Annotated in this window: 14 protein-coding genes; 3 read left to right on the top strand and 11 right to left on the bottom strand. The window is 69.7% G+C overall.

Translation table 11 applies throughout. From position 1 onward, the window contains the following. Positions 1–223, top strand: a 223-nt coding sequence (locus VIB55_RS19630; RefSeq protein ID WP_331878365.1) for a hypothetical protein, incomplete at its 5' end; no start/stop codon positions are given. 90 nt (positions 224–313) lie between these two features. Here VIB55_RS19630 and VIB55_RS19625 read toward each other — a convergent pair. The 3 genes from VIB55_RS19625 to VIB55_RS19615 form a co-directional block, all read right to left on the bottom strand. After that, the gene (locus VIB55_RS19625) at positions 314–1,453 is read right to left on the bottom strand and encodes an aminotransferase class V-fold PLP-dependent enzyme (protein WP_331878364.1); all 1,140 of its coding nucleotides are present in this window, start codon (positions 1,451–1,453) and stop codon (positions 314–316) included. Then, on the bottom strand, positions 1,450–1,827 hold the full coding sequence (locus VIB55_RS19620) for a carboxymuconolactone decarboxylase family protein (protein ID WP_331878363.1): 378 nt from the start codon (positions 1,825–1,827) through the stop codon (positions 1,450–1,452). Before VIB55_RS19620 ends, VIB55_RS19625 begins: the two co-directional genes overlap by 4 nt. A gap of 61 nt (positions 1,828–1,888) precedes the next feature. After that, the gene (locus tag VIB55_RS19615; protein ID WP_331878362.1) at positions 1,889–2,350 is read right to left on the bottom strand and encodes a GxxExxY protein; all 462 of its coding nucleotides are present in this window, start codon (positions 2,348–2,350) and stop codon (positions 1,889–1,891) included. 106 nt (positions 2,351–2,456) lie between these two features. On the opposite strand from VIB55_RS19615, the gene queG reads away from it, so the two are divergent. Further along, positions 2,457–3,653 (top strand): tRNA epoxyqueuosine(34) reductase QueG, encoded by a 1,197-nt coding sequence (gene queG, locus VIB55_RS19610; protein ID WP_331878361.1) that lies wholly within the window; start codon positions 2,457–2,459, stop codon positions 3,651–3,653. Between the two features lie 157 nt (positions 3,654–3,810). On the opposite strand, the gene VIB55_RS19605 is transcribed toward queG, so the two are convergent. The 8 genes from VIB55_RS19605 to VIB55_RS19570 all read right to left on the bottom strand — a co-directional run bounded on the left by VIB55_RS19605 (position 3,811) and on the right by VIB55_RS19570 (position 13,095). Next, complete coding sequence (locus VIB55_RS19605) at positions 3,811–6,084, bottom strand: S8 family serine peptidase (RefSeq protein WP_331878360.1); 2,274 nt, start codon at positions 6,082–6,084, stop codon at positions 3,811–3,813. Between the two features lie 34 nt (positions 6,085–6,118). After that, on the bottom strand, positions 6,119–6,538 hold the full coding sequence (locus tag VIB55_RS19600; RefSeq protein WP_331878359.1) for a YbaY family lipoprotein: 420 nt from the start codon (positions 6,536–6,538) through the stop codon (positions 6,119–6,121). Further along, positions 6,483–7,280, bottom strand: a complete 798-nt coding sequence (locus VIB55_RS19595) for a M12 family metallopeptidase (RefSeq protein ID WP_331878358.1) — start codon at positions 7,278–7,280, stop codon at positions 6,483–6,485. The genes VIB55_RS19600 and VIB55_RS19595 overlap by 56 nt, the downstream gene beginning before the upstream one ends. Positions 7,281–7,486: 206 nt before the next feature. Beyond that, complete coding sequence (locus VIB55_RS19590; RefSeq protein ID WP_331878357.1) at positions 7,487–8,551, bottom strand: hypothetical protein; 1,065 nt, start codon at positions 8,549–8,551, stop codon at positions 7,487–7,489. Next, positions 8,548–8,814: a hypothetical protein gene (locus VIB55_RS19585; protein WP_331878356.1), complete on the bottom strand. Its 267-nt coding sequence runs from the start codon at positions 8,812–8,814 to the stop codon at positions 8,548–8,550. The genes VIB55_RS19590 and VIB55_RS19585 overlap by 4 nt, the downstream gene beginning before the upstream one ends. A gap of 192 nt (positions 8,815–9,006) precedes the next feature. Then, positions 9,007–12,228 carry a type 2 lanthipeptide synthetase LanM family protein gene (locus tag VIB55_RS19580; RefSeq protein WP_331878355.1) on the bottom strand — a complete coding sequence of 1,074 codons (3,222 nt, stop codon included), beginning with the start codon at positions 12,226–12,228 and terminating at the stop codon, positions 9,007–9,009. Positions 12,229–12,360: 132 nt separating this feature from the next. After that, entirely contained in the window at positions 12,361–12,726 is a 366-nt protein-coding gene (locus VIB55_RS19575) for a nitrile hydratase subunit alpha (protein ID WP_331878354.1), read from the bottom strand. 90 nt (positions 12,727–12,816) lie between these two features. Beyond that, positions 12,817–13,095 carry a hypothetical protein gene (locus VIB55_RS19570; protein WP_331878353.1) on the bottom strand — a complete coding sequence of 93 codons (279 nt, stop codon included), beginning with the start codon at positions 13,093–13,095 and terminating at the stop codon, positions 12,817–12,819. A gap of 246 nt (positions 13,096–13,341) precedes the next feature. Here VIB55_RS19570 and VIB55_RS19565 point away from each other — a divergent pair. Beyond that, a partial coding sequence (locus VIB55_RS19565; RefSeq protein WP_331878352.1) for a hypothetical protein occupies positions 13,342–13,666 on the top strand: 325 nt, incomplete at its 3' end.

Raw genomic sequence — 13,666 nt, 5'->3', positions numbered from 1 at the left:
CATCCTGCGCATCACGGTGAACCCGGGCTTTACGCCCGCGCGCGGCGAGCCCTGCCCGGTGCGCAACAGCGCCACCGGCTTGTGCCACAACTTCGCGGAGGCCAGCTACGCGAACAACGTGGGCGAGATCCGTCTTGCCATCCCCGCCCGCACCGGCAAGACCGGCGGCACCATCAAGACGGCGGTGGACGCGGTGGACGACGAAAACCGGCCTTCGAAGTAAGCACGACCGCCGGGTTTCGCACGGAGGGCACGGAGGAAGGGCGGAGTGCTGCCTTTCCTCCGTGCCCTCCGTCTCTCCGCGCGGTGCCGCTCAGACCTGGCGCAGCGCCTCGACGAACATCCGGCTCTCGTCCGGCGTGTTGTAGAAGTGGGGCGAAACGCGCACGTAGCCGGCGCGGTGGTCGACGATGATGTTGCGGTCGGCGAGCTGGCGGACGGCGCCGGCCGCGTCGTCGTGGCGCACCAGGATGATCCCCGAGCGGTGCGCGGGCTCGCGCGAGATCTTCACCTCCCACCCCTGCTCATCCACCAGCCCCACCAGGTCTTCGGTGAGCGCGGCGATGCGCTCGTACGCGTTTTCCTGCCCGGCCTCGGCAAAGATCTCCAGCCCTCCCAGCGCCGTGTACACGGTGGGAACGGCGGGGGTGCCCATGGAAAAGCGCCCCGCGTCGTAGCGGAAATCCAGCTCGTCGTTGCGGAACTCGAACTGGTCGCGCGCGCCGAACCACGAGGCGATGGTGGGCCGCAGCTCGGCGATGCGCTCCTGGCGGACGTACAGGAACGCCAGCCCGGGGCCGCCCAGGAGCCACTTGAGCGGCCCCGCCACGTAGATGTCGGCGTCGACGGCGCGGGGATCGACGGTGATCTGCCCCGCGGCCTGGTAGCCGTCGACCAGGAACAGCGCCCCTTTGTCGCGCGCGGCCCTGGCGGCGCCGGAAAGGTCCTGGATGTAGCCGGTGCCGTAGAACACGTGGCTGGTGGCCACCAGGGCGGTGCGCTCGTCCACGTACTCGGCCCAGCGCTCGGGCGGCACGCCGATGCCGTCGTCGGAGGGCACGCGGACGACCTCGACGTCGGGGCGGGCCAGCCACTGGTAGACGAGGGTGGGGAAGTCCAGCTCGGCGACCACCACCTTGTTGCGCTTCGTGTAGTCGATGGACGAAGCGATGGACGACAGCGCGCCCGACACGCTGGGCGACAGGGCGATCTCGGACTCCTGGGCGTTCCACATGGTGGCGACGCCCTGCTTCAGCTGGCCGATGCGGCCCATCCACAGCTCGTACCACGCGCTGGCGCCCATGGTGTTCCACAGGGCCTGGTACTCGCCCAGGTACCCCATCGACCGTCGCGACAGGGCGCCCAGCGAGCACGAGTTCAGGTACGTGCGCGTCTGCAGGATGGGGAACTCGGTGCGGAAGCGCTCCAGCTCCGGGTGTGGGATGGCGCTCATTCGGCCGTTTCGCGGTCGACGTCGATGGGTCCGCCGGCGTTCAGGCGGTCGAGCATGTCTACCGCGCGGCGCAGGTGGGGGATGACGATGCTGCCGCCGACGATCAGCCCCACGTTGAACGTTTCGAAGAGCTCGGCGTCGCCGACGCCTTCTTCCTTGCAGCGGACCAGGTGGTACGTCACGCAGTCGTCGCAGCGCAGCACCATTGAGGCGACGAGGCCCAGCAGCTCCTTGGTCTTTACGTCCAGCGCGCCGGGTTCGTAGCAGCGGGTGTCGAGCGCGAAAAAGCGCTTGATTTCCAGGTTGCCGGCCTCGAGAATGCGCTCGTTCATGCGCTCCCTGAAGCGGCGGAACTCTTCCAGTCTGTCTGCCATGCGCGTGCTTCCTTCCCGGGTTCAGGCGAGCGCGCAAAGTGCCCGCCTGTCTCCAGGCTCGTCAAGTATCACGCGGAGGCGCGGAGGTCGCGGAGAACTGCATAGGACTCTTGTGCAGCCGCAGCGGTGACGCGGTCGAGGGGGTGTGTCCGTTCACGATCCGATGAATTCCATCTTTCATCCGCGCCGCACCGAAGTTGATCAGGAGCCCGACTCGGAGATCCAGCAGACGAAGGTATGTCAGGAGTTGCTTGGGATGTACATCGGCAAGCTTCTCCACTGACTTGAGTTCCACTACGATGCGCTTGTCTACTAGCAAGTCGACCCGGAATCCCTCCTCGAATCGTATCCCGTCCATCTCGAAGGTGACAGGTAGCTGGCGCTCGACGGAGAGTCCGCGCTTCTCCAGCATCCGGGCGAGGAGCACTTCGTAAACGGACTCCAGCAACCCCGGCCCGAGCCGCGTGTGTAGCCGCAGCGCGGCATCCACGATTGCGCCGCTCACCTCATCGACATCCCTCATCCCCGCCTCTCTTTCTATCTCCGCAGTTCTCCGCGACCTCCGCGCCTCCGCGTGAGATCCGCTGTTGATGTTAACACTGTGTACTTTCGCAGGTAAGTAGAGGCACGTGAGCGAGGTTGCGGGGTACGTGCAGCCCATGGAATCCACCCTGCCGTCACCCACTGAGCTCAGCGAGCGCATCAGAGGCCGGGCCCTGGAAATGGGCTTTGGCGTGGTGGGCATCGCCCCGGCGCACGAGAGCGCGCAGGGGGACGCGTACGCGCGATGGGTGGGCGAGGGGATGCACGGCGAGATGGGCTACCTTGCCCGTGAGGACGCCGTCGCCAAGCGCCGCGACCCGGCCGTCCTGGTCCCCGGCGCAAAGTCGGCCGTGGTCGTAGGGCTGGAGTACTACAACGTAGATGCCGATCCGGGCGTCACGGCCGATCCCTCGCGCGGAATCGTCGCCCGCTACGCCCGCAACCACGATTACCACGAGCTGATGAAGGAGCGCCTGATCGCGCTCCAGGAGTGGATCGACGCCGAGCTTCTGCCCGTCACCGGCCGGGCCTACGTCGACACCGGCGCCGTGCTGGAACGCGAGCTGGCCAGCCGCGCCGGGCTGGGCTGGCAGGCGCGCAACACCATGCTCATCCAGCCCCGCGGCGGCTCGTTCTGGTTCCTGGGCGTCGTCCTGCTGGACGTCGAGCTGGCGTACGACCAGCCGTTCCAGAAGGACCACTGCGGAACCTGCAATGCCTGCGTGAGCGCATGCCCCACGGGCGCTCTCCTGGGGCGTGACGAAACAGGCGCGCCCCGCATGGATGCGCGCCGGTGCATCAGCTACCTGACCATCGAGCTCAAGGGCGCCATCCCCCGCGACCTGCGCCCGATGATCGGCAACCGCGTCTACGGCTGCGACATCTGCCAGGAGGTCTGCCCGTGGAACCGCTTCGCCACGCCGTCAGCCGACCCAGCGTTCCTGGCGCGCGAGGGGCTCGACGGGCCCTCGCTGATCGAGTGGATGACGATGACGCAGGAGGAGTTCAGCGCGCGCTTCAAGGGCTCGCCCATCAAACGCGCCAAGCGCCGCGGTCTCCTCCGGAACGTGGCGGTCGCGCTCGGCAACTGGGGCTCGCCGGACGCCATCCCCGTGCTCGCCGTCGCGCTGAACGACGAGGAGCCGCTCGTGCGGGGGCACGCGGCGTGGGCACTGGGGCGCACCGGCAGGGAAGCGGCGCGGCAGGCGCTCGCCGGCCGCGCGGAGGTGGAAGCGGACGCGTGGGTGCGGGAGGAGATCGCGGCGGCGCTCGGCGAGGGCTGACGATCGGTAGCCGCCCGCCAGTGGCGATCTCCCGAATCCGATTCGTTCGGTTGCGCTCGGTCGGGTCGGAGAGGGCAGCAGAGGGAGAGACCCGGAGGCGGCGCCTCCTCCGGGATTTCTTTTTCTCTGCCCGGCTCCGTTCAGCGTGCGGTCCAGGTCAGAGGCCGCTCGCCAGGTCCCCGGTCACGACGAGCGCGAAGTCCTGCGGCTGCAGCAGGCTGGTAGCGGAGACTTTGACGCGATACTCCCCGGAGGCGGGGGTGGGGACGCGCACCACCTGGACGTTGTTGTACGGGTCTGGCACGCACTTGGGGTTATATGGCAGGTCCTGATTGCCCACCCACCGGCCCGAACCCCCGTTCTCGGCTACGAACAGGTTCAGCCGGTTCTGCAGCCCGGAGGCGGGAAGGTCCGTGTAGACCAGGCAGACGCGCAGTTCCGTGCCCCCGTTCACCTGGATGTCCCACTGGCGCGCGAGCCCGCTCATGGCCAGCCACTGCGCGGGCGTATCCCACGGGTCGAAGAACTCCAGCCGGAGGCGCGGGTTGCCGGGGCTGGGGATCGTGGTGGGAAGGTGCACCGCGCCGAAGCCCTGGTGGAAGTTGGGCGAGACCTTGTGCCCCTCGACCGCGTCGCTGCCGCTCAGCCAGCGGCTACCGTTGACCAGCGTGGCTTTGAGCAGCGCTGCGCTGGGCGTGTGGCCGCGTTCGTCCACGTAGTACTCGCGCACGAGCGCGGCGCACCCCGCCACCAGGGGCGCCGCCATGCTGGTGCCGCCCATGTACGCGTAGTGGTCGTTCTCCACGGCCCAGAACACGCTTGGATCATCCACCTTCGCGGGCCGGGTGGAGAGGATGTCGGTGCCCGGCGCCACCAGGTCGGGTTTCACACGGTCGTCCATGCAGGGCCCGCGGCTGCTGAACCCTGCCAGGCACTCGGGGCTGCCGGAGATGGTCTCCACGGAAATGCCGTCTGGTGTCCGGAAGCGATCCGGCCACCGGGCGTTCCAGGTGTCCGCCGCCCATCCGCCCGACGTGCGGCTGCTGCGGCTGGCGCCCACGACCAGCGCGTTCTTGCTGGTAGCCGGCGCCCCGATGCTCAGCCAGTCCGGGTAGCCCGCGGCCGCGCGCAAGGGGACAGCGGAGCTGACGGCGGTGCCCTCGTTCCCCGCCGCGATCACGACCAGCATGTCGCGGCGGCGGCAGACGAAGTCGTCCACGTCGAACGAGGTGCTGCGATACTGCGATCCCGTCTTGGCGCCCCAGCTGTTGTTGTGGATGCGGGCCTGCTCGTCGTATGCCTCCTGCAACAGGTCTCCCACATCCACAGGAAGGGCCAGTTTTCCGCTGGCGTCGCAGATGGACTGGAAGACGATCTCCGCTTCGGGTGCCACGCCGCGGATCTCGCCGTTGGACTCCGCCCCCGTGCCCGCAACGGAGCCGGCGACGTGAGTGCCGTGGCCGTGCGAATCGCTGGCGTCGCCGGGCCGCCCCCGGGGGATCACCTTGCGGATGCGCCCGCTGAAGTCCTTGTGCGTCTGGTCGATCCCCGTATCCGCAATCCCCACCACCTGCCCCTTTCCGGTCTGCGGGATTCCCGGCGCACCGGGGGCGACGGGGTCCACGCCCAGAATTCGCCGTGCGTGGTCGTTCAGCAGTTGCGGCTCCGCGTACTCGTCCAGCAAGGCCACTTCGTGCAGCGCGCGCAGGTCCGGCTCCATCGCAGAATCCAGCTCCACGCGGATCTTCCGCCGCGCCGTACCCGTGACCGGCACGCCATGGTCGCGAAGCCAGGCCAGCACCGCGTCGCGGTCCTCAGGGTGCGTGTCGGCCGGGCGGTGCAGCACAACGTCATAGATGCGCCTAGGGCGCGCGCCGGTGGCGGCTTCCAGCCCGCTCCCGGGATCGCCCTGGGGGAGGTCGGTCGGGGGACGGCTCAGCACCGGCGTTTGCCCGACACCATACAGCCGGGCTGAATGCACGAAGTCGAGGAGCCGCACGGCGGGCAGCTGCCCGGCCGCGAGGCGCGCCTTGAACTCCCGGCGCTCCGCCGGCCGCGTCTCATGAGGCTCCCACTCGCTGCGCACGGGAGCCACCCGCTCGAGGACCTCCACTCCCATCCCCGCCAGCCGTTCGTGGTCGCCGGGAAGGAGCGGCCGGCGCAGCCGCAGGATGTAGAACGCGTCCTCGACGGGTTCCGGCAAGACGGCAGCCGACCTCTCCACAGCCCCCCTCGCCCCTGCGTCGCCCGCGAGAGGCTCCTCGTCGTCGTGTACCTCCACGAACAGCCCCTGGGCCCTGAGCTGCTCGATCCGCTCTTCCTCGATCTGGCCGTGAACGAACGCGTCCGTCACCAGCGCGCCCGGCATGCTCCGGCGGGCCGCCTCCCGCTCTGCCTCGTGCATGTAGTGGGCGGTGATCATCCTGGTCATTGTCTCTCCTCACGTCCTCATTCATGGTGCCCGGTCACACCCGCTCCACCTGCACCACCACGTGGTCCGGGGCGCCGTGGGTGAGCACCGGGTAAGACTGCATCGAAACCCAGTCACCCGGCCTCACCTGCGCATTGCCCCGTGTCTCCACATGCGCTTGCACCGCGTAGGTCGCCGCAGGATCGATGGACGTGGCGTCCAGCATGAACGGGACGCCCTGGGAGCGATCCGGCCTGGCGTCGTGGATGACCTGCTCCGCCACGATGCGCGCCTCCATGTCCTGGAGGCTCACGTCCATGAGCCGGATGCGAACGGTGGCGGGGTGGGAGGGAGGGGCTGCCCCCGGGGCCAGGCGCACCTCGCCCGTGACTCGCCTGCCGTCCCCCGCCGCAGCGCGATCAGTCGTTGTACAGCTCCGGGTAAAGGGCTTGCACCGCCGCCTTGTCGCCTTCACTCAGCCCGTTGCGCTGGCCCATCACTACACCCGGCGGAAGCGGCACCAGCGGTCGAAGTGTGGGCTGGCCGTTGATGGTGAACGCGCCGGGCGGGTAGTGCATGATGGACCCGAAGTCGTACTGCCCCAGGTCGTCGCCGTCCAGGATGTGCTGATCGAAGTTGTGGCGCGCGTTGGACTGGATGTTGGCCGTCAGCACCTCCACGAACTTGCCGCGGTCTTCGCGGCTCTGCTCGTGCCACAGACCCACCGCGTGGCCGATCTCGTGGATGGCGGCCCCGACCGGGCAGTTCGGACCCAGGGAGATCACCTGCCGGCCGCCGATGCGCCCCACCTGCGAGTAGCAGCCCCAGTCGTCCAGGAACTCCACGTAGTCCGGCTCGTTGCTCCGCGGGACCAGGCGAATGCGCGTGTTGGCGTGCCAGTGCTCTATGGCCTGCGCAACGCGCTCCGGGTTGGGGAGGGACGGGTTGATCACGTACGGGATCGTGCCTCCCGGCCAGCGGAACTGCTCCCCCGTGCGGCCGATCCCCTGGACCTCGGGGACCTCCATCTCTTCGACGCGGCCCAGGTAGATGTCGCCTTCGAAGATCATGGCGCCGTTCACCACCGAGAACGTGACTGTCTTGTCACCGCCCACGCCGGTGCCGATGGTGGTTTCGCCGATCGTGTCGCCCGACCGGTACCAGGAGCTCACCTCGGCGTTGCCGCCGGCGGGGGTACCGCCATTTTCGTCGTTCATCGCCTCATCTCCCGCAGGGCCGCCGGCGCTCCCGGCGGCGGTGATCGGCTGGCGTGGCGGTCCACCGCCACGCAGGGGAATCCGATGGTATGGAGAGGGACGGGCGGCGGACCTTCCTGCTGGAAGTCCACTGCGTTATGGCGGCGACACGGCCGTCGGCCGTCGTGCTCCGCCCGGATCCCGACTCGACGGCACGCGCCGCGTGCCTACACCTGATAGATGCCGAGGTATGCCTTGGCTTCTACCGGGATGCCCCCCTCGCAGACCAGCTTCAGGTGGTGCACCAGGCGCCGCACGCGGCTGACCCAGAGCGTGTGCGCGAAGGCGGTCAGGGACGTGCCGGGCCACGCGTGGAGCGCGGCCCGCTTCCCTGGCGTGCACAGGCCGCGGCTCACGAGGGCGTCGAGGAACCGGGCCTCCACAAGGGTCCCATTCGCTTGCGGCGTTCGCGCCAGGAAGTACTCCAGGCCGAGCCGTGGCAGAACGTGGGGAGCGAGATCGAAGTGGATCTGCTCAGGCGCGTCGCAGCCGGTTCGTCCACGCGCGCGCGCGGCTTCGGCCAGCGTGGAACGGAGCACGTTCGCCTCTCCCGGCCACCCTACGGCCTGAAGGTACAAAACCAGCCGGGCGGCATCCGGGCACGAGACGTTGACGCGGACGGCGCTGGCGGCGCGTCCGGGAAAGAAGCCGAAACCGGGGACGCACGCGCCCGACGGCAGGGCGGAGAAGCAGTGTCGCAGGGGAGCGGAAAGGGACGCCACCGCGTGCTCGCCGGCCAGTTCGCCGATCACGCGGGTGACGAACGCCAGGCACGCGGTCCGCGCCGCCTCACCGCGAAGCGCAGGCGCAATCTCGATGAAGATCCCCGGGACAGGGAGGGAGACGGGCCCCTCTGCGGCGTCGCCGACGTCGTCGAACTCCAGCCAGATCGAAAGGGTTTCCTCCGCGGTGAGGCCGCTGCCGGCGCCCCGGGGGCGGCAGAAGGAGCGGATGCGTTCCCACACGGGGTGTTCGGGCGTGCCAGGCGCCACCCATGAGCCCCCGCCCGCCAAGAGCGCGCCGCCCGCGGGCTCGAGCCCCAGCGCCAGGTCCGTTCGGGCGTCGTGGGCCAGCCTGCATTCGAGTCCGACGACCCGCGGAAGCGCGGCCGGTACCTGCCCGGCCATCCCCTGCACACGCGTCCACGCCGCGTCCGAAATCAGCGCCGCGGGAACGTGGGGCCGCAACTGGTCCAGCATCCCGGCCAGCGAGCACGCTTCCGCGGCAATCATCGGCCCCCCCGGGCGTACGGGTTTGGGGGCAGCACCAGCACCAGGCGTCCCGGTGGCTCTTCCAGCACCCGCACCGTCACGCGCTCTCCCACGGAGCCCCCGAACTCCTGCTCCATCGCCTGCTCAGGATGCCGCACCAGGAGACGATGAAAGTCCGGATCGGCCCAGGCGCGCGAGAGCAGCCGCGCGTAGCACTGCGATCCGAGGAGCAGGCTCTGCTCCGCGAGCCACGACAGGTGCTCTCCCCCTCCATCCGATGTCATGGCAATGCCCAGAGGTAAACGGCCGAGAAAGGACGCCAGCGTTCCCGGTGCGCGGGAGCCTGGCCACAGGTCGGAAGGACGCGCGGCGAAGGGTTACGCGGAGCCGCTTTCTTCCGTACGGAACCCGGTGCGGAGGCCGCGCCGGGGTCGGTCGGAGCGCGCCCGTGCACGTGGGGCCCGCCCCCCCCCGCGTCACCTCCATCCGAGGAACGGCGGCACCTGGCCGGGGTGCGTGGAGCGCAGGAGCTGGTAGCCGATGCCCGCGAGCCCGGTGAACAGGCCGACATCCTGGTTTCCACCGGAGCGGCCGGTCCCCAGGTGAAAGCCCCCGGACCCGGCCGCCCGGCCCACCATCCAGGCCAGGTGACGGCGAGCCACGAACGCCTGCTCCGGAAGATCCAGGCGTTCGGCGGCCTCAAGCAGTAGCTCCACGCGCCCCGTCTCGCCGCAGCAGACGAAGTCCGCCCCCGTGCCGAGCGAGCGCAGCGTGGCTCGCAACGCGCGGTCCACGTCGTCGCGCGTGGCGGGTGCGTCGCCGAGCAGCCGCGCGAGCCCGATCCCCGCCGCGCCATTGCACCAGGTGCACATGCTCCGTCGCGCATTGCCGTCGGCGTCCTCGGGGAGGAGGGCCCGCCAGTCGCCCGCATCGGGATCGTAGAGCGTGTTCTCGAACGCAACCGCCTCCCGGGCGACGCGGCCGAAGCCCTCGCCGGGGAAGTGGTGATGAACCCGCATGAGCGCGTACGCAATCCCCGCGGCGCCGTGCGAAAGCCCGGAGCGCCGCTCGCGGCGGATGGTGCGCCACGCACACGCTCCATCGCCGGACTCCACGCGGGTGTGCACGAGGTGCCGGGCACAGGCGAGCGCGTTGTCCACCAGTGCCGGCTCGGGCGCGGCCTCGTGCACAGCCAGGATCCCGAGCAGGCCTCCGGCCGCCCCGCGCATCACGTCCAGTACTTCGTCGGCGGCCACTCGTTCGGGGGTGATCAGGCGGGCCGCGCGGCCCGCGTCCTCCACGATGCCGCCATCGTTCAGAAGCGTTCCGCAGCGCAGCAGCCCGTAGGCCACCGATCCGAGCCCCGAGGCACCGCCGACGTCGTAGCGCGCGAGAGGTGAATCCCCCGGCCGCCGAAGGGCGCAGCGCAGCTCCGAGAGCGCCCCCAGTGCCATCCGGCGAGCCTCGGGGTCGCCCGTGACGCGGGCGAAGGCGGCCAGGAAAAGGGCCACGCCCACGCTCCCGGAGTACAGGTCGAACCGGAGCGGCCTCAGGTGCGGTGTCGCACTCTCGTGCATTCCCCGGACACCCAGCCACAAGACGTCTTTGCCCCGGTACAGCGCCTTGCGCCGCAGGTACGCCACGATGCCAGCGGCCGCGGCCACGGCATCGTCCGCCCCCAGCGGGTCGTGCGCTTCCGCTCTCCCACCCGTGCCGGCGGGGGCGGCGGGACGCGGGCCGTCGTCCGTCGCGAGCGCCAGTCCGATCAGCTGGAGGTGAACGTCGAGAGAGCCGAGGTCCATGGTACGGACCCGTTCCACGACGCGCGCGTATCCGGACCGGCTCAGGCAGCCCTCGATGCGGACCCCGTCATCCAGTTCCACCCAGGTCGCGTCCGCGGCCGTGGTGAAACGGGGGATGTCGAGGCGCCGGAGCGTCCGCACCTCGGAGGCCGCAAGGCGGACCAGGGGCTGCCGCGCCGGCCCGTCCAGCGCGGCGGCGTAGAGCCGCTCGTACACCAGGTCGTGCGCTGTACCGCTCCGGACGGCGCCCGGGGAGACGGCTTCAAACCGCAGATCGCTGTAGTGGCGGGTTGGCCGGAACACGACGCGGATCGGCAGCGCCACGCATTGCTCCACCCGTTCCAGCACCTCGACGCGGTGCCGAATGACCGTGCCCCACGCGGCGGCAAAGCCGCGGGCGACCGCGTCTGCGTGGTCCCGCACGCCGGCATGCACCCCGCCGCAGGCGGGCCGGTTGGGCAGGCCCGGCGTACGCACCTCCTCGTCGAGCAGGCACATTCCCGAGCGGTTCACCTGGCCGAACGCGGGCAGCGTCCGGCCCGTGGACTGCCCCGGAGTTGCCCCGAGCCCGCTCAGGTCCACCGTGCCGTGCCCTTGGAGGGAGCCGATGGGGAGCAGCCCCGTGGCGTACACCTGTGTCGGCGGCCATACCGGGTGGTCTTCCTGCGCCGATTCCGCCGCCGGGAGCAGCGGAGCGAACTCGCACTCGGGCTGGAAGAGCATCTCCACGTCGACGAGCACGGGGTCCGCGCCCGACGCCATGAGGTTTTCGGCGTGCAGGTCTGTTCCGCCCAGCACGTACGCCAGACACAGGAGCGCACCCGCCCGCTCGTAGAACGCCACGATTCCCCCCGCATCGGCGCAGGGCAGGGGCTCCACGAACTCGGTCCACCCGTAGCGCTCGCGCACACACACGCGCAGCGTACGCAGACGCGGCATCGAGCCGGTCCCGTTCAGCCCCGCGAGGAGAGCGTTGAACCACTGCTCGATCCGCAGGTCGCGCGGTTTGTAGACGATCCGCTGCCCCGAGGCGAAGCCCAGCACGGCCACGGAGTCGCCGCCGTCGTGCCGGTCCGACAGCTTGCCGGCGAACTCGACCACGCGTCCGAGCGGCCGGCCGCCGCCGAACTCCGTCTCCAGGAGGGCAAGGTCCGCGCGGAGCCGGTCGAGCAGGCGTGCGGTCGCACCGCTCCACGTCTGAACCGCGCACACGAGCAGGCGCGCCAGCACCGGACGGGTGGCGAAGAAATCGTCCAGCCCGTGCGCCAGCAGGTGGTGGCAGAACTCCCGGTACAGTTCGTCGCCCTCGGCGTCCACACCCCGCCATGAAACGGGGTCCCCGCCGCGGAAGTAGCTGAAATCGCTCTGCAGGCTGCGTGAGAAGAGATAGACCAGCGTCTGCAGTAGCCCCCGCTCCACCTCAGCCACCGCAGCTTCGGCGAGCAGCGAGCCTGCCCAGGGCCGGCGCGCATGCAGGTCGCGCGAGGCAAGCACCACCACGGGTGCAAGCAGGTGCTGGAAGGGGAGTGGGTCGCTGGCGCGAACGAAGCGCCACGGGCCCGCGGGAGGGTCGAACCGCGGCGTGTCGGCGGCGGCTTTCAGCGCCGCGTGGATCTCCAGAAACGCGTCGAGCCACTCGGGCCGGCCGGCCAGCGCCTTCAGCGGCCCGATGCGGGAGGCCAGCTCCGCGGGTGCGTACCGGATTCCCGCCGCCGTGAGGCGGCGTTCCAGCGCCTCCGGATGGCTCTCGCCGAGCAGGGTCTTCCAGCGCTCGACCTGCTGGAGCTCGAATGAAGGGACGAACCGGCGCTGGTCTACCGTCACGCCAGCCGTGAGCCGCTCCTGCAGGCCGGCTCCGTTGGCGATGATGGCGTCGATCAGAGTCGGATTGCGCATGTCGTCTGCAGCATCAACGAGGGTTCCCGCTGTCGCGTCTCAACAAAATCAAAGCGTTTTTCGCTGCCGCCATCCGGAGCACTCAGGGCATGGGAGACCCTGGCACCTTGCGTCGGGACCTTTCCGAGCACCCTAGCAGGTACCCGTGCACCCCCCTGTCCACATGAGGACGTGGGTGCTGCAGGCGTCCAGCCGCCCGGAGGCCCCGGCGAGCGTGCCCGGTGGGCGGCTGCTCTCGGGCATGTGCGGAAGGACCAGCGTCATCTCGCCTTCCGCTTCCTGAACGATCTCGATCTCCACATCATCCGGAATCCGCAGATCGAGCACCGCTGCGAGAGCGGCGCGTGGATCGGCCAGCAGACGCTCACGGAACTCCGGGTCGCGCCAGGCGCGGTGCACGATCATCGCGCGGGTCCGTGCTTCCAGGTAGGCGCGCTTCTGCTTGATCCACCCGTGTTTCAGCCAGGGTTGCGCGGCGTGGCCATCTTGAGTCGACATGGGTTTTCGCCCGTAGTGCCGGAAAGCGAGGCAGGTCGCGAGGGGTCGCCGAGGAGCGGCTCACCAGCTACATCGCCGTGCTGCGCCGTCCTAGCAGGAACCGGTGCAGCCGACCGTCCACCCGATGTTCACCGTGTCGCAGCTGTCCGCTGCGGCGGACGCGCTCGCGCCACCGCCGTCCGACCGGGCGGGTACCGCGATCGTCAGCTGGTTCGGTCCGTCCTCGACCACGTTGAGGCGGACGTGGTCCGGGACGGTCACGCCAAGCGCGCTCTGCAGCGCGGCGCGCGGATCCGATTTGAGTTGCTCACGGAAGGCGGAGTCTTCCGCCGCCCGCTGATCCAGCCGTTCCTTCCAGTAGCTCGCCATGATGGGGCCTCCTGTGTAATTGCGCGTGGAAAAATTGGACTTCTTGAAAGAACCCGGAGCCGCTCCTCGCCCGACCGGACCTCTAACCGACTGATCCTCGAACCCGAGTACGATCCGCACGCGGATGGACGGATAGGTTATCGAGGGTCGCACGTTTCGTCAAGAAAAAAATATTTGCGCATCGGAAGGACGGAAGCTAGGGTACGGAGGCCGGTGAGCTCGGACTCGTTTACCTGCAACTGAACGATGGCTGGTGAAACGAACCTCGACGCATGCGTCTGCCCAGCGCTGCAGCGCGCGCTCAGCTTCATGGACCAGGTCCAGCTGGAGAGCGGAGAGTTTCCGAGCTCCTGGTACCGCGACGCCGGGCTTTCGGGGCAGGGGGTGCTCGACGCTTCTCCTTTCGTAACTACTTTTGCGCTCTATGCCCTGTCTTGGCTGCGGGATGACGCCGCCGCCAGGCCCCTGGCGGATCGCGCGGCGGCCTTTCTGCTGCGGGAACGCCGCTCCGGCGGGCTGTGGGGCTACACGGCCGCGAGCAACCGCTTTCCGGTGGAGCCGGACCTCGACG

Origin of the sequence: Longimicrobium sp. (assembly GCF_036554565.1) — a bacterium.
Lineage (GTDB): Bacteria > Gemmatimonadota > Gemmatimonadetes > Longimicrobiales > Longimicrobiaceae > Longimicrobium.
This window is presented reverse-complemented; position numbering and strand designations above follow the sequence as displayed.

What these genes read in the sequence shown, in the direction of transcription:
- VIB55_RS19625 (WP_331878364.1), bottom strand. Translation starts at nt 1,453, where the DNA reads ATGAGCGCCATCCCACACCCGGAGCTGGAGCGCTTCCGCACCGAGTTC.
- VIB55_RS19620 (WP_331878363.1), bottom strand. Translation starts at nt 1,827, where the DNA reads ATGGCAGACAGACTGGAAGAGTTCCGCCGCTTCAGGGAGCGCATGAAC.
- VIB55_RS19615 (WP_331878362.1), bottom strand. Translation starts at nt 2,350, where the DNA reads ATGAGGGATGTCGATGAGGTGAGCGGCGCAATCGTGGATGCCGCGCTG.
- VIB55_RS19605 (WP_331878360.1), bottom strand. Translation starts at nt 6,084, where the DNA reads ATGACCAGGATGATCACCGCCCACTACATGCACGAGGCAGAGCGGGAG.
- VIB55_RS19595 (WP_331878358.1), bottom strand. Translation starts at nt 7,280, where the DNA reads ATGAACGACGAAAATGGCGGTACCCCCGCCGGCGGCAACGCCGAGGTG.
- VIB55_RS19590 (WP_331878357.1), bottom strand. Translation starts at nt 8,551, where the DNA reads ATGATTGCCGCGGAAGCGTGCTCGCTGGCCGGGATGCTGGACCAGTTG.
- VIB55_RS19585 (WP_331878356.1), bottom strand. Translation starts at nt 8,814, where the DNA reads ATGACATCGGATGGAGGGGGAGAGCACCTGTCGTGGCTCGCGGAGCAG.
- VIB55_RS19580 (WP_331878355.1), bottom strand. Translation starts at nt 12,228, where the DNA reads ATGCGCAATCCGACTCTGATCGACGCCATCATCGCCAACGGAGCCGGC.
- VIB55_RS19575 (WP_331878354.1), bottom strand. Translation starts at nt 12,726, where the DNA reads ATGTCGACTCAAGATGGCCACGCCGCGCAACCCTGGCTGAAACACGGG.
- VIB55_RS19570 (WP_331878353.1), bottom strand. Translation starts at nt 13,095, where the DNA reads ATGGCGAGCTACTGGAAGGAACGGCTGGATCAGCGGGCGGCGGAAGAC.